17 protein-coding genes and 1 rRNA gene are annotated in these 19559 nt (G+C 68.9%); 11 read left to right on the top strand and 7 right to left on the bottom strand.

All coding sequences use genetic code 11. The features are described 5' to 3' along the window. The first annotated feature begins 5 nt into the window (after positions 1–5). Both ACGFIF_RS37750 and ACGFIF_RS37755 read left to right on the top strand, forming a co-directional pair. On the top strand, positions 6–2897 hold the full coding sequence (locus tag ACGFIF_RS37750) for a DEAD/DEAH box helicase (RefSeq protein WP_393161388.1): 2892 nt from the start codon (positions 6–8) through the stop codon (positions 2895–2897). After that, positions 2890–4407 carry an SWIM zinc finger family protein gene (locus tag ACGFIF_RS37755; protein WP_393161390.1) on the top strand — a complete coding sequence of 506 codons (1518 nt, stop codon included), beginning with the start codon at positions 2890–2892 and terminating at the stop codon, positions 4405–4407. The genes ACGFIF_RS37750 and ACGFIF_RS37755 overlap by 8 nt, the downstream gene beginning before the upstream one ends. A gap of 49 nt (positions 4408–4456) precedes the next feature. Here the strand turns inward: ACGFIF_RS37755 and ACGFIF_RS37760 are convergent, their stop codons facing one another. From ACGFIF_RS37760 to ACGFIF_RS37770, 3 genes are read right to left on the bottom strand one after another with little or no spacing between them, the layout of a single operon-like run. Further along, positions 4457–4813, bottom strand: a complete 357-nt coding sequence (locus tag ACGFIF_RS37760) for an iron chaperone (RefSeq protein ID WP_393161392.1) — start codon at positions 4811–4813, stop codon at positions 4457–4459. Positions 4814–4856: 43 nt separating this feature from the next. Beyond that, positions 4857–5837 carry a GDSL-type esterase/lipase family protein gene (locus ACGFIF_RS37765; RefSeq protein WP_393161394.1) on the bottom strand — a complete coding sequence of 327 codons (981 nt, stop codon included), beginning with the start codon at positions 5835–5837 and terminating at the stop codon, positions 4857–4859. A 46-nt stretch (positions 5838–5883) separates the two neighbouring features. Next, positions 5884–6690 carry a TrmH family RNA methyltransferase gene (locus ACGFIF_RS37770; protein ID WP_393161396.1) on the bottom strand — a complete coding sequence of 269 codons (807 nt, stop codon included), beginning with the start codon at positions 6688–6690 and terminating at the stop codon, positions 5884–5886. Positions 6691–7070: 380 nt separating this feature from the next. Between ACGFIF_RS37770 and ACGFIF_RS37775 the strand changes: the two genes are divergently transcribed. The 4 genes from ACGFIF_RS37775 to ACGFIF_RS37790 are packed head-to-tail and all read left to right on the top strand — an operon-like array spanning position 7071 to position 12688. Next, positions 7071–8261 carry a hypothetical protein gene (locus ACGFIF_RS37775; protein WP_393161398.1) on the top strand — a complete coding sequence of 397 codons (1191 nt, stop codon included), beginning with the start codon at positions 7071–7073 and terminating at the stop codon, positions 8259–8261. Next, positions 8258–8878, top strand: coding sequence for a hypothetical protein (locus ACGFIF_RS37780; RefSeq protein ID WP_393161400.1), 621 nt, complete (start codon positions 8258–8260; stop codon positions 8876–8878). Before ACGFIF_RS37775 ends, ACGFIF_RS37780 begins: the two co-directional genes overlap by 4 nt. After that, a complete protein-coding gene (locus ACGFIF_RS37785) occupies positions 8871–9566 on the top strand; it encodes a hypothetical protein (protein WP_393161402.1) in 696 nt (231 codons plus the stop codon). The genes ACGFIF_RS37780 and ACGFIF_RS37785 overlap by 8 nt, the downstream gene beginning before the upstream one ends. Beyond that, complete coding sequence (locus ACGFIF_RS37790) at positions 9563–12688, top strand: chromosome segregation ATPase (RefSeq protein ID WP_393161404.1); 3126 nt, start codon at positions 9563–9565, stop codon at positions 12686–12688. The genes ACGFIF_RS37785 and ACGFIF_RS37790 overlap by 4 nt, the downstream gene beginning before the upstream one ends. A 7-nt stretch (positions 12689–12695) precedes the next feature. Here the strand turns inward: ACGFIF_RS37790 and ACGFIF_RS37795 are convergent, their stop codons facing one another. After that, entirely contained in the window at positions 12696–13658 is a 963-nt protein-coding gene (locus ACGFIF_RS37795; RefSeq protein ID WP_393161406.1) for an AraC family transcriptional regulator, read from the bottom strand. 73 nt (positions 13659–13731) lie between these two features. Between ACGFIF_RS37795 and ACGFIF_RS37800 the strand changes: the two genes are divergently transcribed. The 4 genes from ACGFIF_RS37800 (at position 13732) to ACGFIF_RS37815 (ending at position 16891) form a co-directional block, all read left to right on the top strand. Continuing rightward, positions 13732–14208, top strand: a complete 477-nt coding sequence (locus ACGFIF_RS37800; RefSeq protein WP_393161408.1) for an SDR family NAD(P)-dependent oxidoreductase — start codon at positions 13732–13734, stop codon at positions 14206–14208. Beyond that, entirely contained in the window at positions 14094–14552 is a 459-nt protein-coding gene (locus ACGFIF_RS37805) for a hypothetical protein (RefSeq protein WP_393161438.1), read from the top strand. Before ACGFIF_RS37800 ends, ACGFIF_RS37805 begins: the two co-directional genes overlap by 115 nt. A 25-nt stretch (positions 14553–14577) precedes the next feature. Then, complete coding sequence (locus ACGFIF_RS37810) at positions 14578–15630, top strand: aldo/keto reductase (RefSeq protein WP_393161410.1); 1053 nt, start codon at positions 14578–14580, stop codon at positions 15628–15630. 610 nt (positions 15631–16240) lie between these two features. Further along, positions 16241–16891, top strand: coding sequence for a hypothetical protein (locus ACGFIF_RS37815; RefSeq protein ID WP_393161412.1), 651 nt, complete (start codon positions 16241–16243; stop codon positions 16889–16891). Here ACGFIF_RS37815 and ACGFIF_RS37820 read toward each other — a convergent pair. Then, complete coding sequence (locus ACGFIF_RS37820) at positions 16888–17391, bottom strand: AAA family ATPase (protein ID WP_393161414.1); 504 nt, start codon at positions 17389–17391, stop codon at positions 16888–16890. The two genes, ACGFIF_RS37815 and ACGFIF_RS37820, sit on opposite strands and share 4 nt — an antisense overlap. A gap of 88 nt (positions 17392–17479) precedes the next feature. Here ACGFIF_RS37820 and ACGFIF_RS37825 point away from each other — a divergent pair, with 88 nt between their 5' ends. After that, positions 17480–17770 carry a helix-hairpin-helix domain-containing protein gene (locus ACGFIF_RS37825; protein WP_393161416.1) on the top strand — a complete coding sequence of 97 codons (291 nt, stop codon included), beginning with the start codon at positions 17480–17482 and terminating at the stop codon, positions 17768–17770. Positions 17771–17875: 105 nt separating this feature from the next. Here the strand turns inward: ACGFIF_RS37825 and ACGFIF_RS37830 are convergent, their stop codons facing one another. Both ACGFIF_RS37830 and rrf read right to left on the bottom strand, forming a co-directional pair. Then, positions 17876–18712, bottom strand: a complete 837-nt coding sequence (locus ACGFIF_RS37830) for a MarR family transcriptional regulator (protein ID WP_393161418.1) — start codon at positions 18710–18712, stop codon at positions 17876–17878. Positions 18713–19211: 499 nt separating this feature from the next. Continuing rightward, a 5S ribosomal RNA gene (gene rrf / locus ACGFIF_RS37835) occupies positions 19212–19329 on the bottom strand. Positions 19330–19559 lie beyond the last annotated feature (230 nt).

Genomic DNA, 19559 nt, shown 5'->3' on the forward strand with positions numbered 1-19559 from the left:
AGGGCATGTTCGACGCCGTCTTCGTGCCGGCCGACCCGCCGCGCGCGGGCCGGCTGGCGCTGTACGGCGACCTCGCGGCGGCGGGTGAGAGCGCCGACGGGACGGTGGAGCTCGTGCTGCCGAAGGGTTCGCAGGTGCGGCGGACGACGGTGCCGGCGCGGTTGTTGACCATCTCGCAGGTCCTTGATCGGGTGGGGGCTGTCTCTGGTTCGGACGGGTCTCTTGGTTCGGACGGCTCTGTTGGTTCGGACGGCTCTGTTGGTTCGGACAGCTGGGAGGCGTGGCGGGCGGCTGCGCTGGCCGGGCTGGGGTTGATGGCGCGTGGACGACTGGTGCCGGACCGCAGTCCGAGTGGAAACGGCGCTTGGCGGGTGGCGCCGCTGGATCCGCTGGACCGGGGCTGGTTGAAGAACCTCGGTGCGGCGATGTCGCCGTACGCGTATGCCTTGCCGATCGAGGGGACGCGACCGGTGCGGCTGGTCGATCCGGAGCAGCTGGTGCGGGCGTTCTGGGACGCGATCGCGGACACGCTGGTGCGGACGCCGGCTGCTGCGGTCGCGGTACGGGCCGGTGCGGCGGCGTTCGCGTCAGGGGATCCGGTGGAGGTGACGGGGTCGACCGCATGGCTGGAGGAGACCGCGCAGAGCGAGGCGGCTGGTGCGCGGTTGGTGCTGCGGATCGAGCCTCCTGAGGAGGAGGCCGACTTCAGGGCTGTGCTGCAGTTGCGCAGCGGGGTGGATCCCAGTCTGTTGGTGGACGTCGAGGATGTTTGGAGTGCGCCCGCTGCCGTGCTCGCGGCGCTCGGCGAGCGGGCGGAGACCGACCTACTGCTGGCGCTGCGGCGTGGGGCTCGGGTGTGGCAGCCGCTGGGTGCCGCGTTGCGGGATGCGGCTCCTTCGGAGGTCGGGGTCGACGATGAGGCTCTGGAGGAGTTGGCCGAGGGCAGCACGGCGCTGGAGGGCGCCGGGATCGAGGTGCTCTGGCCGACTGAGCTGTTCGCGGGTGAGTTGGCTGTGCGTGGGACGGTGGCGACGCCGACGCCCGGGGCGGTGACCGGGCCGGACTTCAGCTTGAACGAGTTGGTGGCTTTCCGGTGGCGGCCGACGCTCGACGGGCAGGAGCTGACCGAGCAGGAGGTGGCGGCGCTCGCCGAGGCGAAGCGGCCGATGATTCGGATGCGCGGGCGCTGGGTGCGAGTCGACCACGATCTCGTCCGGAAGCTGCGCCGCGGCGGCACGCGGAAGCTGACCGGCGCCGAGGCGCTCGGCGCAGCGTTGACCGGGACGATCGAGGTCGATGGCGAGCTCGTCGCCTTCGATCCGAACGGATCGCTGGCGTCGATGCTGGCGCGGTTGCGAGCGGCCGAGGAGCCTGCGCCGTTCGAGCAACCGGTCGGGTTGCAGGCCACGCTGCGGGACTATCAGCGGCGGGGTGTCGCGTGGATGGCGCAGCTCGCGGATCTCGGCCTGGGTGGATGTCTCGCGGACGACATGGGCCTGGGCAAGACGATCCAGGTGATCGCCCTGCATCTCCGACTGCTCGGCCGCGGTCCTACGTTGGTGGTCTGCCCGTCGACACTGCTCGGGACGTGGGAGCGCGAGTTCGCGCGCTTCGCGCCGGACGTGCCGACGCGGCGGTATCACGGTGCCGGGCGGACGCTGAGCGATCTCGCGCCGGACGAGGTCGTGCTCACGACGTACGGCGTGGTGCGGCAGGACCACCGGGTGCTCGGCGAGCTGTTCTGGGGACTCGCGGTCGCGGACGAGGCACAGCATGCGAAGAACCCGTTCTCCAGAACGGCGCGTGCGTTGAGGACGTTGCCGTCAGCAACCAGGATCGCGTTGACCGGAACACCGGTGGAGAACCGGCTGTCGGAGCTTTGGTCGATCCTGGACTGGGCAGCGCCGGGGTTGCTGGGGACACTGGATCGGTTCCGGCACGATGTCGCCGTACCGGTGGAGCGGTATCACGACGAGGAGGCGACCGCTCGGCTCGCTCGGGTGACTCGGCCGTTCCTGTTGCGGCGGAAGAAGAGTGACCCGGGGATCGCGCCGGAGTTGCCGCAGAAGACCGAGCACGACGTCGTCGTACCGCTGACTGTGGAGCAGGCCACGCTGTATCAGGCTGTTGCCAAGGAGACGCTGGCGAAGATCGAGTCGGCCGAGGGGATCGCGCGGCGCGGGCTGGTGCTCAGCTTGCTGACGCAGTTGAAGCAGGTGTGCAACCACCCGGCGCAGTTCCTGCACGAGCCGGGTCCGCTGGAGCGCCGTTCGGGCAAGCTGGCTGCTCTGGACGAACTGCTCGACGTGATCCTGGCCGAGGGCGAGTCGGTGCTGATCTTCAGCCAGTACGTCGAGATGTGCCGGCTGATCGAGGCACACCTGGCGGCGCGGCGGGTCAAAACGCTGTTCCTGCACGGCGGGATCGGGGTGCGGAAGCGGGAGCAGTTGGTCGCGGAGTTCCAGGCCGGTGAGGCGCAGGTGTTCCTGCTGTCATTGAAGGCCGGCGGGGTGGGATTGACGCTCACGCGTGCGACGCATGTGGTGCACTACGACCGCTGGTGGAATCCGGCCGTCGAGGATCAGGCGACCGACCGCGCCTACCGGATCGGGCAGGACCGGCCGGTCCAGGTTCACCGCTTGGTCACCGAGAACACGTTGGAAGACCGGATCTCCACCGTGATCGCGAGCAAGCGCGACCTCGCCGACGCGGTGGTCGGCTCGGGTGAGGCTTGGTTGAGTGAGCTGTCGGACTCGGAGCTGACTGAGCTCGTGGAGCTGTCGACCGGGCCGGTGAAGTCGGGGTCGGCGAGCGCCTACAACCCTTCTGCTGTTGGGAAATCCTCGGCCGCTGGTGGAGGATCCTCGCTTGCTGTTGGAGGTGAGGACGATGAATGAGCGAGTGCCTTGGCAGGGGTGGCGGCGGAAGGGCGAAGACGCCGGGCTGCCTGCGGCCAAGGGAGCTGGGAGCCGGCGGCCGTTCGGGGCGACGTGGTGGGGACGCGCCTGGTTGGAGGCGTTGGAGCAGCGGGCTCGGCTGGATCCGAATCGGCTGTCGCGCGGGCGCTCGTACGCTCGGCGCGGGAGTGTGCTGGAGCTGACGGTGTCACCCGGTGAGGTCGAGGCCGTGGTGCAAGGCAGTCGCGTCACGCCGTACCAGGTGACGGTCCGGATCCGCGCCTTCACAACCGCCGAGTGGGACGCAGTACTCGACGTGGTCTCGGCGCAGATCGGCCGGGTCGCGGCGTTGCTAGACGGTGAGCTGCCACCCGAGGTCGTCGACGACGTCCACGCTGCCGGGTTGGACCTCCTTCCAGGCGCCGGCGAGGTCCTCACCAACTGCAGTTGTCCGGACTTCGCCGTCCCGTGCAAACACTCAGCCGCCGTCTGCTACCTGATCGCGGACTCCCTCGACGACGACCCCTTCGCCTTGCTCCTCCTCCGAGGCCGCCGCCGCGACGAACTCCTCTCCGCCTTACGCTCCCGCCGCTCCACCCCAGGAGCCACCCCCACCACCCCACCCCGCCAACCCCCACCCCCAGGCATCCCCGCCAAGCAGGCATTCGCCCGCCACCTGAGCTCCACCACACGTGCCACCAGCCCCGCCCTCACATCCGACCCCGAGCCCACGAGCCCTCCGACAGATGCGTCCGGCCAGCTCTCTGCGCATGCGTCCGAGCCCGATCCAGCGCCCGATCCTGGCCCAACGCCCAGACCCGCGCCCGGTCCTGGCCCCACGCCTACCCCCACCGCCGAACCCGCGAGCGCCCCAGCAGATACGTCCGGCCAGGTTCCCGCATCTGGACCATCGTCAGCGCCCGCACTCGGACCCACTCCACCGTCCGCACCCATGCATGCACCTGTGCCTCTGCCCGTGCCGCCTCGGCCAATGGGGGCGCCTGGGGTGCCGGCCGCGGTTCAGGCGCTGGATCCGCCGCGCTCCTCGGGCGTCGACGTACGCGACCTGGTCGCCCTCGCCACCGACGCGGCCCGCCGAGCCTGGGAACTCGCCTCCGGCGACGGCGACGGCGGCCTCCACCTCACCTTCGACCAAGACCTGGCCCGCCGAGCCTCCCTGCTCCTAGGCACCCCCGAGTTGGCCGACCTGGCTCACCGAGCCGGCGTCCCCGCCCGCCAACTCACCAGCTGGGCCGTCGCCTGGCGCGAAGGCGGCCCCGGCGGCCTCGCCGTCACCGTCGACGAGCCAACCGACATCGATCCACCGGCGCTCGCCGAAGCCCTCGAAGCCCTCCCCGGCGGCACCATCCAGTCCAATCGAGTAACCGCCGGCAAAACCCAACTCCGCCTAGGCACCGACGGCCTCTGGTACCGCTTCGACCAACACTTCAACGACTGGACCCTGACCCGCCCACCCTCCCCCGACCCCCAAGACCTCCTGACGGACTAACCGATACCCCACCCACCAGGGTGCGCAGAACCCGCCTACGAGGGCCGACTCAGCCGGCCCGGGCGGCTACGAAGGCTTGGGTTAGGCGGGTTATGAGGGTGTAGGGGATGGGCTTGTTCAAGGGGAACTTGAGCGTGCCCTTGCCTGAGCGGTAGGGCTCGATGTCGTTGGCGAGGGCGTCGTCGAGGGGCGGGATCGGGTAGAGGGCGATGTGTTCCTTCCAGCCGCTGAAGTACAGGAGCGCCTTGCCGTCGAGCGTGATGGTGGGAATCTGGTAGCTGATCTTCTCCCCCGCGTCCGGGACGACCGCGCGGACAGTATGCCGTACCTCCTGCAGCTCGTCCTGGACGTCGGCCGGGAAGGTGCCGATGTACTCGTCCACGCTCGCGAACTTGCTCTCCGCCATGTCGCTCATCCTGACCACGGCCGACGTACCCGGCAAGCTCCCGTCAACTGCGGCGGCGGAGGCTGGTGTGGGTTTCGAGGGCGGTGATGAGGTGGTCAGCGATCTTGGCGTGGCCGGGGACGGAGGGGTGGACGCCGTCGGTGGTGTCGGCCTCGGTGATCCAACCGGTGGAGTCGACCAGAACGAGGTTGGCGTCGTCGAGCGATTTGACCGCCGTCTTGATCGCATCGGCGTGCTTGCCACTGAACGGGGTCAGCGACACGATCGTGCTCCCCGGGTACGCCGTCCGCACCCGCGTCACGAAGTCGGCGTACTCGTCCGGCTCCAGCGTCTCGTCGTTCACACCGAGGTTGATCACGACCACATCGGACGGCTCGACCCGCTCGGCCGGCGACCCGGCGAAGTTCCAGCCGAACGACTCCACGCCCGGCGGTACGTCGCCGTTGCCTGGCCGGAGGATGCCCTGCCGCCCGAAGCCAACCTGGTACGACGTCGCGCCGAAGGCCCGCGCGGTCAGATAGGCGTACGACGTCGTACCGTCAGCACCCTCGGACTCCGGATGGGCGCTGAGCGCGCGGACGCCCTGCGTGATCGAGTCGCCGTAGAACTCCAGCCGCGGACCACTCGGGCGACCGCTCAGCCGCAACCGGGTGTTCACGTCCAGCACCAGCCCGGCGAACACGACAGCGCACTCGAACGGCGGGTCCCACCGGTTGACGTGCTCGTTGACGTCCTTGACCACGACCTCGACCTGGTGACGCCCTTCCGGCGCGGACAGCTCGATCACCGGGTCCTCGATCAGGTGCAGCGCCGGCTCACCGTCGTCGACCGTGATCCACAGGTGCGGTGCGACGGTGAGTCCGGCCGTGTCGAAGAGCAACTGCAGCCGCTCCCCCGCGAAGGAGAACGAGATCCGCGAGCCTGAGTTGACGGTGATCGCCACCCCTGGCTGGTGACCCCACTGGCCTTCCAGGACGATGCGTGGATCTCCGGGGGCGACGACCTCACCAGGCTCGAACGGCACGTCTCACTCCTTAGTCGGTGGTGGCGGTGCAATTCTGCCTGGCCGGTCACCAACCTTCCTTCCGAGCCCGCGCTTCGAACAGGAGGATGCCGGCGGACAGCGCGACGTTGAGCGAGTCCGCCTGGCCGAGCATCGGGATCGAGACCGCTTCGCAGCCCTGCTCGTGCCAGGCCCTCGACAGCCCACCGCCTTCGGATCCGACGACGAACGCGGTCGGTCCGTCGTACTCCGCGCCGCGATAGCTGCTGGTGGCCGCCGGATCGGCGAGGTGGATGCGGAAGCGGTGACCGCGCAACCACGCCGCCGCCTGAGCGATGTCGTCGAACTCCAGCAGCGGAGTCGACAGGACGGTGCCGCGGCTGGCGGAGTAGACCGCCGGGTGGCTCGGCCGTGCACGCCGGCTGGTCACGACGAGGCAGTCGGCGTTGGCCGCGTCGACCGTACGGATCAGCGTGCCGAGATTGCCGGCGTACTCGACTCCGTCGGCGACCAGGACCAGCGACGAATTGGTGAACCGGAACGTGTGCGGTCGCCAGACGGGCAGCCGGACGACCGAGATCAGGCCGTCGGACCGGGTCTTGCGGGCCAGCCGGGTGAGCAGTTTCTCCGAGATGCGGTAGACCTCGGCGGCGCGTTCGGCGATCCGGTCGACGGCGTACGTCGTACCGGCCTCAGGGCACCAGAAGAAGGTCTCGATCGCGGCCTTGGTGGCGAGGAGGCGGTCGTGTTCCCAGTGGCCCTCGATCATGATCCGGCCGGGGGCACCATCCTTGCGGACGGTCAGCAGGTCGCGGATGACGGGGTGGTGCGCGCCGATCGGGCGCGCCGGGGGGAACGCAGGGTGCACGGTCATGTGCAAGCTCCGGAAGGAGAGAATCAGCAAGCGCGCCGGGGACCCTGTGGTGGGTCCACGCCGGCGTGGCGAACGCCCGAAGGCGCCGTGGTCTGGACGCGGTCTACCTGGACCGCGTCAGCCAAGGATTCTCTTCACCCTTCGGATGGTAGGCAGCGTCCTCACGCTCGTCATCCGGTTTTCCACAGGCTTGGCTCAGCCCGCCTTAGCACTTGTCCACAGGTACGCCGAAGCCGGGTTTTGGTCTGTCGGTGTGCACCACCTCACCCCTGCCTTTGCTTTGTCCACAGATCGCCGACGGCCGGGTTTTGGTCTGTCGGTGTGGGTGGTTAGAGTCCCTTCTCTGGTAGCTGGCTGCCATCACACGGGAGGGAGTACCGATGGACGCGACGTTGCTGGACGCCGAGGCCGAAGCGGCCGTACTGCGCGTCTACCGTCAGGTGTTCGCCGTTCTCGCCCGTGAGGCCGGCGCGATGATCGTCGACCCCGACCTGCTCGACGTCGACCAGGCGATCCTGGACGCGTTCGCCGAGGCCGGCAGCGACGGGCTCACGGTCGAGCAGGCGACGCTCGCCTGCCGGGCCTACCCGCATGACGTGATCGTGCGGCGTTTCGACGTACTCCGGCAGTACGGCGCCATCACCAAGCTCGTCGACCGGCCGAACGAACTGCGTCACCGGGCCGCGTTCGCGCCGTACGTGATGTTGATGTTCCTGCGCCGGATGTCGGTCCAGGGCGGTCAGGCCGAGCTGCACCAACTGCTCACGCTCGAGGCGCACAGCGTCAGCGATCCGGGCGCCACCGAGGACGACGGGCTGGCCTCGACCGAGCGGCTGACGAAGGTGTTCCGGCTCCTCGGCAACGAGCTCGCGATCCTGGTCTCGACCAGCACGACCGCTCAGCTGCGGGAGAACGCGCAGCTCGCCTGGGGTAACGAGCGGCTGATCGAACAGGCGGAGAAGGTTCACCGCATCGTGCTGGACCGTTGGCCGACGCTGCATCGCGCGTGTACGTCGCTGCGGATGTCGCTGGCCGCCTACGCGGACGCGGTGCAGCTCGCGGCGGGTCGTCTGGTGGAGCGAGCCGGTACGACGCGCGCACTCGGGCTACTGCCGATCGAGACGTGGCTGACGTTCACGCGGAGCAGCGAGCCCGAGGTACTCGCGGGAGTGCTGGACGGACTGTTGTTCGATGCGGCCGCGCCGGACTTCTCGCCGCAGACGATGGTGGAGGCGGTCGAGACAGGACGTCGTACCGGGACCGCCCGGATGGCGCCGCCGCGACCAACGGAGGACGTTTCTGCGCCAGAGTCGGCGGCCGCGACGGACCGCGAGGAGTTGCGGGCCGAGGCCGAGCGGGTCCTGGCCGGGCGTCCGTCGGTGGACATCGTCGAGGTGGTCGACGAGGCCGGGGACTGGATCACCGCTCGGCGCGTGCTGGCTGAGCTGACGGCGGCGCATCTGCATGACGAGCTCGAGTACGAGCTGGTGTGGTCGGACGGGATGCGGATCGACCCGAACGCTGGGACACCGTGGGCGACCGAGGGTGTGTTCAGGCGGGTGACGCGATGAGTACGCCGTCCTCGGAGGCCGTCGAGCGTCGGCTGTACAACGCGTTGTGGTGGGCGAAGGTGCAGTCGGCGGGGCCGCTCGAGGTCGAGCCGGATACGCCTGCGGTCGCCGGGCTGACGCGCGCTGCGTCGCCGGACGGATCCACGGTCTGGCTCGTGCCGACGTTGCCATCAGGCGCCGGTCACACGGTGCTGGAGGAGTTGGGCACTCCCCCTGTGGCTGTCGAGCAGCCGAACGAGACCGCTCGCGTCCTCTCCATCTGCGTCGCGTGCTGCTGGACGGATCGGAGCGGGCCGGCGTGGCCTGGCTCTGTCGGCACGCTCGCCCAGATCAGGTCCGTGTACGCCGGGATGCGCGGGCGACCCGAGCAGTCGAGCGACTTGACCCTGATCATCGGCAGTCTCCGTCGCCTGCACGCCACCCATTGGCTGCTGTGGAACGAGAAGGCCGGCGAGGTCCGCCTAGGCCCGCGCGTCATCACCTGGTCGGCCGCCGACGAAGCCACCCTTCGGGACCTCTGCCGCCACCTTCCCGATCCACCGCCGGCGGTCCTGACCAGTGAGCCGCCTCCGGAGCCGGAATCCGATCCGCTGCCCGCGGAGGTGGCTGATGACTGAGCAGCATGTGCTGTTCGATCCTCTGCTGCAGGATCTGAGCGATCGGTCGCGCGACGAGGTGCTGGCTGCCTTCAGTGCTGTGCAGTACGCGGCGCATCCGGTGGCTGAGGTGCAGCTGGCCGGCCTGCGCGACGTGACGCTACGTCGACACGTCGCACGGATGCTGAAACTCATCGGCCGGACCCTGGTGCACGTCGACGGCACACACTGGACGGCGGGTTATGCGGACGACATCGCGGCGACCCTGACCGCGCAGGGCTGGCAACCGTTGTCAGTCGTCGACCGCGCGGTGCTCGTCCTCGTACTGATCCACTCGGTCGCGATCCCCCGCAGCGAAGGGATCCTGACCGGTGACAGCTGGAAGTCGGCCCGCCCGACGACGGTCGACGAGTTGCGGACCACCAAGATCAGCGGCGAGGAACGCCGTCTCGCGCTCCAGCGTCTCCGAGCGGCCGGGCTGATCCAACTGTCCGGCGATCACTCGGGCGGCCCGAGCTACATCCCCGGTCCACAACTCCAGCGACTTACACCCGCTGCGCGACGACGCCTTCAGGACCAACTCATCCTGGCCGCGGCTCCGGCCAGCCCGATCGCCGAAGCCATCCGCGCCCGCAACGGAACGACCACATCGACTGAGCACGCGGCTGAACCCCGTACCGAGCAAGACACTGTGGAAGGAAGCGCATGAGCAGTTCGGTGGAGGACGGTCCGTTCGACATCCTCGGGTCGAAGGTGCTGCTCGGCGTACAGGTCGTCGACCTGTCCCGGTTGTCGACACACCCGATCCCGATGGTCGGCCAGGGTCTCGTCACGGTCGCCGGTCAAGGCCCGACCGACTCGAACGGCGCCGGCAAGTCCTCATGGATCGCCGCGCTCAGCCTGCTGCACGCCGACGACCAGTGGCGGCTGACCAGCGGTGCCCCCGGTGCTGCCGAGCTGCTGTTCACCGCGGAAGCTGCCGGCCAGGAAGGCAATTGGTCGAACGTCGACCGCGGCTACATCATCGGTGTCTTCTCCGACCCCGAGCTCACGGATCTCGCGGAGATCGAGGCGGCCGCGATCACCGTGTGGATCCGGATCAACCGCAAGGCGTCGTACATCGACTTGCGCTGGAAGAACGGCCTGCACGTCCCGTACGGCGCGACCGAGGCCGAGCGGGCCGCGGGCGCCGACGCACTGTGGGCAGCGCTGCCGCATTCGAACGGCCGCACCGACTTCCACGCGAACAAGCTGTCCACAGTTCTGTACGGCGGTCAGGTGCGGTGCGTCTCGTTCCTGTCGACGTCGGTCCGATCCAGCCCGACCGCCAACCTGCTCGCCGAGCCGCTGAACGAGCTCGGCCCGGCCCGGATCTTCAACGCGATCGCGACCCTCACCGGTCTCGACCACGAGCTCGAGCAGGAGCAGGCACACCGATCCGCCGAGCACACCCAGCGCGAGGCGACCAAGCAGGCAACGGCCGACCTGCAGCGCTGGGAGCAGGAGATGGCGGCGGTCGAGGCCGGCATCCTGCAGCGCGCCGCGGCCCGGGACGCGCTGGCCGCGGCGAAGGAGTCCTGGCGGGCGCGGTGCGCCCGGCACCTGATCGACGGCGACGCGCGCAACCGCGACATCCTGCAGGAGCTCGCGACCCTCGACGAACGCGTCGCCGAGCAGGAAGCGCGACGGGAAGCGGTCGACACCGAGATCGATGCCTTTGGCAACGAAGAGGTTATGCTCCGGGACGTCCAGCTGACCCGCCAGGAGCGGGACAAGCTGGACGCGCGGGACCGTGAGCTCGACCTGGCGCAGCGTTCGGTCCGCGAGCGGCTCGAGCGACTCGGTCAGGAGCACCGGCGGCTGCTGGACGCGGGGCGTTCGGCGGATGGCCGTGATCTCGCCGCGGCCGCCGCGGAGCAGGACGAGGCGCGCGCCGTCCTCGAGGAGCACATCGGGCGCGACCATGCCGCTCGGTCCGCGGTCGATTTCGCGACCGCCGAGCTGCGAGAGGCCGAGAGCGGCCAGACCGTGTCGGCGCCTCAGCAACAGGTGCTGGAGAACGCGGGCCTCGAGTGTGGTGCGCTCACCGACATCACCGAGTTGTCGGCATCAGAGCGTGCGGAGTGGGAGCCGCGGCTGGCGCCGTACCGCGAAGCCGTTGTCATCGACGCCGGTGACGTGGCGGTCGCGTCGACCGCTCTGTCGGATGCCGGGTACGCCGGATTCCTGCTGGTGCTGGCGAATCGGCCCGGTGCAGCGCGCGCGGGCGCCAAGCGAGGGCCGAAGTCGGCCGACAAGCGGTTCAGCCTGGACGGGTTCTTCGCGGCGCTGGGCGAGCGCGCGACCAAGGAGAACATCGACGACGTCGCCGGTGTCGTGGCGGTCGGGCAGTTCGACGAACCGCTGACCGGCCGGACCGCCCGGATCGAGGCCGCCCGCCGCCGACTCGACGCCGCGGTCGAGGCTCGTTCCGTCGCCTCCGCAGCCCTCGAGCAGGCGCGTGCCCGGGTCGAGCAGGCAGAGCGTCGTACGGCGGCCGCCCGGGCGCTGGCCGACGCGGAGTCGGTGCAGGAGCAGATCCTCGCGCTGCGCGAGACGATCGACCGGCACGAGACCGACCGCGATTCGCTCGCGCCCCAACTCCAAGCCGCCAAGGAGTCGGCCGAGGCCGCGGCCGGCCAGCAACTCGTCCGCGACGAACGGCTGAAGAACCTCGAGGCGACCCGCCGCGACCACGAGCGGCTGCTCGATGACCTCACCGCCCGCCGGCTGACGCTGATCGAGGAGCAGACTTCGCTCGACCTGGTCGCCCGGGCCACCGCGTGGGGCTCGACCCCGGCGGACGCCGACGAGTTCATCCTCGGACTGCCTGACGACGCACAGCGCCGTACGACGGCCGACTGGAACCACCAGGCCTGCACGCAACTCGACGACGTCATCCGCCGCTGCTTCCCGAACGCACGCTCGCGCGAGGAGATCCCGACCGAGCTGTGGGAGATCCTGAACGGTCCCGACGGCTGGACGAACGGCACCCTAGGCGCCCGCGTCGGACTGGTGCCGGCGCTGCATCGGACACTGAGCAGCCATCTTGCGCAGCACGAGACGTTCGACAGCCTGCAGCAACAGCAGATCGCCAGCCAGCGCGCCGAGCGCAACGCAGCCCTCGAGCGCGCCCGCGAAGGACTCGACGAGGCCGAAAGCACCGCCCGCGCCCACCGCGCATCCCTTGCCGACGGCATCAAAGCGCGGCTCCGCCTGGTGTCGCAAGAGTTCGACCGACTCGATCAGCAGTACGGCGGGTACGGCGCGAAACTCGAGTTCCCCGAACCCGACCCGCCGGCCGAGCCCGACAAGCCATGGCGCTGGACGGTCACACCGAAGTGGCGGCGTTCGGAGGGCGGCCCGTTCTCCGCGTTCAACGTGAAGGGCAACACCGCTCAGATGGACGAGAAGGCGGTCAAGCTGGTCTGCGCCGCCGCGCTCGCCGGTGGATCGGACCGGCCGCTGCTGCTGATCCTCGACGAACTGGGTCGGAACCTCGGTTCGCAGCACCGCCGCGAGGCAGTCGCCCTGTTCGAGCAGATCGGCCGCGACCGCAACATCACCGTCATCGGCGCGCTCCAGGACGACATGGAGCGCTACGCCCTGTCCTCGTCCCGGCTCTACGTCAAACTTCGCCGCAGCTCCGACACCATGGCCTACAACCAGGCCCCGGTAGTCAAGGGCAACGAGGAGTACGCCGACCGCGTAGAACTCCTCCGCACCTGGCTGGAGTCCTACCGAGGCCCAACCCCCACGCTGGAGCTCGCCTCCCCCACCCTCACCCCGTAACCGGACCTCACAGTCCGCTTGCTGCCTCCTCGGGCACTGCGCTGTCGGCGGACATTTCACCGCGCACTCGGTGTCGGTACCGCAGCGGGGACTCCCCCACTTCACGTTTGAACGCGGTGCTGAACGCACTCTCCGACGCATAGCCCAGGTCGAACGCCAGCGACCCGACGCGGACATCGCCGTCCCGCAGAGCGCGCTGTGCGAGCAGCATCCGCCAGCGGTGGAGATAGGTCAGCGGCGGTACGCCGGCCACGGTCCGGAAGCGTTCAGCGAACGACGTCCGCGACATCGCCGCGGCACGCGCCAGCTCCTCCAGGCCCCACGACTTTCCGGGTTCGGCATGCATGAGGCCCAGCGCCGGACGCAGCCGTTCGTCGGTCAGCACGCGTAGCCATCCCGGCGGCAACTCGGCCTGGTCGACGTAGGCACGCAGTACCTCGAGCAGCAGGAGCTGGCTGTGCTGCCGGATCGCGAACGCGGAACCCAATCTGTTCGCGGTCACCTCGTCGAACAGTCGGTACAGACTCCCGCGGAGGTTGCTTGTCGCAGCCGATGCCCGGACGTGTCCCACCGGCGGAAGGGCCTGCAGCAGCAGCGCCCGGCCGGCCGGGTTGAGGTCGATGCGGCCGCCCATGATGACGTCGTCGACATCGCTGTCGGCACCGGCGAGGTGAGGGGACGGAAAGCCCGGCACAGGCACGATCTCGCGGCGCGGTCCGTCGCCGGTGCCGCCTTCGAGCTCCAGCCACGACTGGTTGTTCAGGATGGCGACATCGCCCGGTTCGAGCTCGATCGGCCCGTCGCTGCCATCGGTGGTCAGCCGAGCCCGGCCGCACACCACCGCGATGAACTTCAGCGGATCGTGGAGGGCAGTGCGTGACCCCCACCGGCCCCGGACCGCGAAGCCGCCCGACACCAGCCCACGGACCGCGACGAGGTCAAACACCTCGGACAACTGATCACTCGCCATATCTGTACTCTCGCGCAAGAAATGCGAACTGACAATTATTCAGAGTCCGGTCGATCCCGCGCAGACTGATGGCATGACACAGCAGCACCCCATCGGAACCGGATTCACCGCCGCGTCGACGGCCGATGACATCCTCCGCGGCATCGACCTCTCGGGCAGGCACGTCGTCGTCACCGGTGGCCACTCCGGGATCGGTCTGGAGACCACCCGTGCACTCAGCAAGGCCGGCGCGGCTGTCGTTGTCGGTGCCCGCACCCCGGATCGCGCCGCGGTCGCGTTGGCCGGGATCGAACGCGTCGAGGTCGTTCAGCTGGACCTCGCCGACCCGGCGTCGATCGATGCCTTCTCCGGCCGTTACCTCGAATCCGGCCGCCCGGCCACCGGCTCTCCGACATCCGCTGGGACGACCCGCACTTCACCACCGGCTACGACCCGATGCTCGCCTACGGCCAGTCCAAGACCGCCAATGTGCTGTTCGCCGTCGAGTTGGACCGCCTGTGGGCCGACGAGGGCATCCGCGGGTACGCCGTACACCCCGGCATCGTCGTGAGTACGAGCCTGAGTCGCTCGGTACCCGCAGCCGACATGCGGGCCATGAACCTCGCCATGGAGCTGATCGACGAATCCGGTCGCCCGATCATCGACCCCGACCGAGAGAAGAAGACAACGCAACAGGGCGCCAGCACCAGCGTGTTCGCGGCGACCAGTCCCCTGCTCGCCGAGATCGGCGGCGTCTATCTGAAGGACAACGACGTCTCGCCGCTGGACGAGAACCCGGAGCCCATCACGTTCGGCACCGAGCCGATCGTCATGTCCACCGTCGTACCGCACGCCCTCGACCCGCAGTCGGCAGAGCGGCTCTGGAAGCTGAGCGAGCAACTGCTCAAGGCATAACCACATCCTCAGGAGGAGAACACATATGCGTTACCGCACCCTCGGCCGGACCGGTATTCAGGTCAGCCCCTACGCGCTCGGCGCGATGATGTTCGGGGCCGTCGGCAACCCCGACCACGACGACTCGATCCGCATCATCCACCGAGCACTCGATGCCGGGATCAACTTCGTCGACACCGCCGACATGTACTCCCACGGCGAGTCGGAGGAGATCGTCGGCAAGGCGCTCAAGGGGCGCCGTGACGACGTCGTACTCGCCACGAAGGCGCGATTCCCGGTGAACTTCGACCCCAGCGGCGCGACCCCGGTCGTCCCCAACCGGTCGGGCGCCTCCCGCAGCTGGCTGATCCGCGCCCTGGACGACTCGCTGCGGCGGCTGGGCACCGACTATGTCGACCTGTTCCAGATTCACCAGCCCGACCCCGAAACCGACATCGAGGAGACCCTCTCGGTGCTCGCCGACCTGGTGCATGCCGGCAAGGTCCGGGCCATCGGCACCTCTTCGTTGCCCGCCTCGGACATCGTCCAGTCCCACTGGGTCGCCGAGCGGCGCGGTCTGAGCCGGCTGCGCACCGAGCAACCGCCGTACTCGATCCTCAATCGCGGCATCGAGCGCGAGGTCCTCCCTGTTGTCCAGGAGTACGGCATGGGCGCGCTGGTCTGGAGTCCGCTTGCCGGCGGTCTGCTCACCGGCCGCTACCGCAAGAACCAGCAGAACACGACCCACCGGTCCCAGTTCGGCTTCCGGCACCTGAACGACGAGCGCCGCCTGGACGCCGTGGAGCAGCTCATCACGCTGGCCGAGGATGCCAAGCTCCCGCTGACCCACCTGGCCATGGCGTTCGCGATCGCCCACCCCGGCGTCACGTCCGCGATCATCGGCCCCCGCACCATGGAGCAACTCGACGACCTCCTGACCGGCCTCGACGTCACCCTCACCGACGAGATCCTGGACCAGATCGACGAGATCGTCCCCCCAGGCACCGACATCGGCCGTCTGGACATGGCCTACAACCCGCCCGCCATCCTCCACCCGCACCTACGCCGCCGCCCCACGGACACCCGCCCCGCCGCCTAAACCCGACGGCCCACCCGCCTGGCCGCCGCCGTCCCCTGCCCGCCGCTGCCCCACCACCGACGGCCGCGCCACCCCCACACGCCGCCGTCCGCATCCAGTTCGTCCGCTGGACGCGGGCGGCGTCGTCCAGCTCGTTCCGCGAGACCACCCATGCCGGCACAGCCTGCCGTGTTCCTCCCCGACCACCCCCGGACCACCTCACCCGCGAGCACCAAGCCTGCAAACCCTCTCCCCGTCCAGCGGGACGCCGCAGCATCGGCACCCTCCGCGACCACCTCACCGTCGAGCTCATCCAGCAAACCGGCCCCTTCGACCGCTTGCCCAACCCTCGGAGGTCCCACCAGCTGCGACGTCATCGCACCACCACCTGGAAACCGCGTGCCCGCGGTTGCGCTCCCACACGGGGCCCGCTCGACTTCAGCCGTGTATTTACCAAAACCCGACCCCGGTGCTGACCCGCGACCCACTGGTGCTTCAAACTGGACCGATGGAACCCCCGGAGAACCGCCCAGGCTGCTCACGCCGCGTAGGCGGAACTCTGGCCAACCGTCCGATCACCGGCGTACCGTCTGCTGCGCAGGTCCGGCCGGCTCGTGATCGGAGGGCGTGAATGGCATCCTGGCTTCTCCGCGCCCAGTGGACGCACCGTGACGAGTCCGTCGAGCACCGGGCTCTCCGCGTCGGCCGTACCCTGACCGCGGTCGCCGTAGCCTTCCCCGACGTACACGCCTGGACTCAGGACGAGCGCTGGGGCTACCACGTCCTCGAGGCCGACGGCTCGACTCCACTCCAGGAGATGGTCGAAGCCACGACCAAGGTCCTGGCGAACGGCTCGAGCACCACGCGCCTGCACCTGCAGAGCACCGGCGACCTCCCCTGGCTCTTCGACCTGTCGATGGGCGGCACGCTCACCACCGTCTCCGACCAGCTCACGCTGCACTGGAGCGACGAGGACGCCCTCACTCAGTCCGAACGCTTCGCCCAGGTACTCCGCGCCGTCGTGACGATCTGGGAACCCGAATGGGCCAGCATCGCCGACACCGAGCTCGCCGCCGCGGCGGGCGTGTTCCGGCGCGGGATCCCGATGATGGGCTGGCTGACCTACGTCCGCGGGCTCGTAGCCGGTGCCCACGGCATCGACATCGGTCTGACCCCGTTCGAACGCGGCACGCTCCTCCAAGCCCCGGTCGCCCCGGCCGACCTCACACCGGTCCACATCTGCGCCGCTGCCGCACTCGTCGGCATCGCCCCCGAGGCCTAGTCCCTCAGCAACTCACTCGCATCATCCTGTACGTCGGTCACCACGACCTGGTGGTCCCATCGCGCCAACTCAGCCGCATCCGGGGCGTGGTAGTTGGAGTTGAACTCCTCCAACTCCTCCCGGCTGATGCGGAACGTCCCCTCCGGCAACGCCGCATTACGAGCCGCCAGCCGCTCCCACAACACCTCGAACGGCGGATTCAGTACGACGATCTCCGCCCGCGCACCGAGTTCGTGCGCCCGGTTCCGGAACATGTCGCGCTCAGTCTCGGACCAGCACCCGTAATCCAGGATCACGTTCACACCAAGGGTCAACGCCCGCGCGGCGACACCCCAGAGCAGCTGCGACTCGAGTACCCAGCGCCGCCCGCCGTCCTCACTCCTCCCGAACAGCGGCTCCATCCACTCGTCCGGCGTGAACCGAATCCCGGCCCGCTCCTCCTCCAACTGACGAGCCAGAGTCGTCTTCCCCGCTCCTGGTAGTCCCACGATCAACACCATCGCCGCACGCTGCATACCCGAACCCTACGGACCCACGATGTCTGAATCCTTCAAGACAGGTCCGTCCGACCCCGGCGACGATCAACTCATGGCACGCTCACAGACAACCTCGAACCTCACCGAGCTGATGAACGTCGGTACCTCGGTCGCGGCGTACTTCGAACGCGTCGGTATCACCCGCATCGAGCAACTAGCCGGCCAGGACCCGCTCGAGATCTACGACACCATGTGCCGGGTCGACGCCCGCCGTCACGACCCCTGCCTCCTCGACACGATCATGTCCGCAGTAGACCAAGCCAACGGCAAGCCGGCCCGCCCCTGGTGGACCTACACCCCAGACCGCAAACACCTCATGGATTCTGATCAGCGTCGCCGGTGAGCCCGGGCAACACTCCGCGGACCGGTGCTCACGTCATCCCCAACCCAGCGCTAACGACCGCGGCGGTCGCCCGCAACCTCCTCACGTTGTGCGCGGCATTGTTCCTCAGGACCGGCTACGCCTGTAGCCGACAGAGTCGATCGTCGCCGCGAGCGGCTCGAGGTCGGCGATGAGCTGGTCCACCTCGCCCGGCACCAGGCAGTCGTACGCCGGGGCGGCGAGGACGTCGGTGATCGACTCGATGCGATCCTTCGTCTCGCGCCCGGCGGCGGTGAGCGCAGCAGAGGCGTCGACGAGGCCGCGAGCGCGCAGACCGTCCACGACCGCGGCCAGCTGGTCCGGTGTGAGGGGGTTCAACCTGCCGTACTCCTCCGGCGCCATCCCCAGGGAGAGCGCGTGGAGCACGTGGGCTTCCTGCCCGCCGATGCCGGCTGAGACCAGCGCGGCAAGGTGGCCGTCGCCCCGGTGCTCGCGCAGCAGCGTCGCCGCGTGCCAAAGCCGGGCGACCGGTTCGTCAGGCACGGGGAGCGACCGCAGCGCGGCGTACAGGATCCGTCCTTCCATCGGCGCCCTGGTCGCCACCCGAGTGGCAAGATCGGCGGCCCGAATGAGTGTAGGGCTGTCGGCCAGCTCGCCAAGGATGCGCCGCAGCGCCGTCACGCTGCCCTCCTGGCGAGCGACGAGCACGACCTCCGGAGTGGCGATATCCCACACACTCGGAATGCAGGCAGCAACCTCACCGGGCGCGAAGTTGTAGAAAAGCGCATCCACCACCTCAGCCGGCACCCGGCCCAGCGGCGCAGACCGCGCAGCGAAGTACCCCGGCCAGTAGCCCACATAGCCGAGCGCCTGCAGTGCCTCAGTCGGCTCATCGGACATATACGCGACGAGATGAATCGGCTCCAGCAACTCCTGACACAAGCGCCGCGCGATGGATTCCATCCGAGTGTCCTTAGCAGTCGAAGATCACGGGTCCCTCACCCTGCCTACGAACTGACTCACCCCGTTTCGACATGCTCCCAAGGGAGCGCGGCCTGGACACGGGAGCACTACAGCGCCGCCGGCATGAAGACCCGCGCCGAGCAGTGCAGCCATGAGCCGCAGAGAAATGTCCCAACAGCATCTCGCCCGACCGTGCAGGCCGGCACCGGTGGAGGAATGCGCCGGCCGTGGACCTGCGTAGGAGCGTTTGGAGTCGTCGGCAGCACATCGCCCAGCCGCACAGCCCAGGCCCGACAGCGACCACGAGGCACGGGGAGAGCATGGTCGCAGGTACCGGAGACCGCGGCAGGAACAAGCGTGTATCCATGCGCCGGCGTCAGCCGGGTGCGGCGCCTCGAGTACGCGCGGACGTGTAGGCCCGGGAACGTCCCCCAAGGACAACTGCCTGTAGAAATGTTAAGGGCCACCCCCGGTGGGGGTGGCCCTTAACAGTGTGAATGTCCGGCGGCGTCCTACTCTCCCACGACCTCCCGGTCGCAGTACCATCGGCGCTGTCGAGCTTAACTTCCAGGTTCGGAATGGAGACTGGGTGTTTCCCCGACGCTATGGCCACCGAAACTCTATGAAAATATCAACCAACCACACACACGCAGTCACAACACCGCTTGGGGTGTCGGGGTTGCTGGGGGTTGACCGTATTTCGGGAACCGTACAGTGGACGCGGAGACTTCTCTTCGTTACGTAGCGCAGTCTGTTTGAGTCTTGCCCACGCCATGTGTGGTGTGTGACAAGCCCTCGGCCTATTAGTACCAGTCAGCTACACACGTTGCCGTGCTTCCACTTCTGG

Origin of the sequence: Kribbella sp. NPDC049174, assembly GCF_043197365.1 — a bacterium.
Classification (GTDB): Bacteria; Actinomycetota; Actinomycetes; order Propionibacteriales; family Kribbellaceae; genus Kribbella.

Bases quoted from the DNA above. Each gene is read 5' to 3' on its own strand.
- ACGFIF_RS37750 (WP_393161388.1), top strand. From the start codon at position 6: ATGTTCGACGCCGTCTTCGTGCCGGCCGACCCGCCGCGCGCGGGCCGG.
- ACGFIF_RS37755 (WP_393161390.1), top strand. From the start codon at position 2,890: ATGAATGAGCGAGTGCCTTGGCAGGGGTGGCGGCGGAAGGGCGAAGAC.
- ACGFIF_RS37760 (WP_393161392.1), bottom strand. From the start codon at position 4,813: ATGGCGGAGAGCAAGTTCGCGAGCGTGGACGAGTACATCGGCACCTTC.
- ACGFIF_RS37770 (WP_393161396.1), bottom strand. From the start codon at position 6,690: ATGACCGTGCACCCTGCGTTCCCCCCGGCGCGCCCGATCGGCGCGCAC.
- ACGFIF_RS37775 (WP_393161398.1), top strand. From the start codon at position 7,071: ATGGACGCGACGTTGCTGGACGCCGAGGCCGAAGCGGCCGTACTGCGC.
- ACGFIF_RS37780 (WP_393161400.1), top strand. From the start codon at position 8,258: ATGAGTACGCCGTCCTCGGAGGCCGTCGAGCGTCGGCTGTACAACGCG.
- ACGFIF_RS37785 (WP_393161402.1), top strand. From the start codon at position 8,871: ATGACTGAGCAGCATGTGCTGTTCGATCCTCTGCTGCAGGATCTGAGC.
- ACGFIF_RS37790 (WP_393161404.1), top strand. From the start codon at position 9,563: ATGAGCAGTTCGGTGGAGGACGGTCCGTTCGACATCCTCGGGTCGAAG.
- ACGFIF_RS37795 (WP_393161406.1), bottom strand. From the start codon at position 13,658: ATGGCGAGTGATCAGTTGTCCGAGGTGTTTGACCTCGTCGCGGTCCGT.
- ACGFIF_RS37800 (WP_393161408.1), top strand. From the start codon at position 13,732: ATGACACAGCAGCACCCCATCGGAACCGGATTCACCGCCGCGTCGACG.
- ACGFIF_RS37805 (WP_393161438.1), top strand. From the start codon at position 14,094: ATGCTCGCCTACGGCCAGTCCAAGACCGCCAATGTGCTGTTCGCCGTC.
- ACGFIF_RS37810 (WP_393161410.1), top strand. From the start codon at position 14,578: ATGCGTTACCGCACCCTCGGCCGGACCGGTATTCAGGTCAGCCCCTAC.
- ACGFIF_RS37815 (WP_393161412.1), top strand. From the start codon at position 16,241: ATGGCATCCTGGCTTCTCCGCGCCCAGTGGACGCACCGTGACGAGTCC.
- ACGFIF_RS37820 (WP_393161414.1), bottom strand. From the start codon at position 17,391: ATGGTGTTGATCGTGGGACTACCAGGAGCGGGGAAGACGACTCTGGCT.
- ACGFIF_RS37825 (WP_393161416.1), top strand. From the start codon at position 17,480: ATGGCACGCTCACAGACAACCTCGAACCTCACCGAGCTGATGAACGTC.
- ACGFIF_RS37830 (WP_393161418.1), bottom strand. From the start codon at position 18,712: ATGGAATCCATCGCGCGGCGCTTGTGTCAGGAGTTGCTGGAGCCGATT.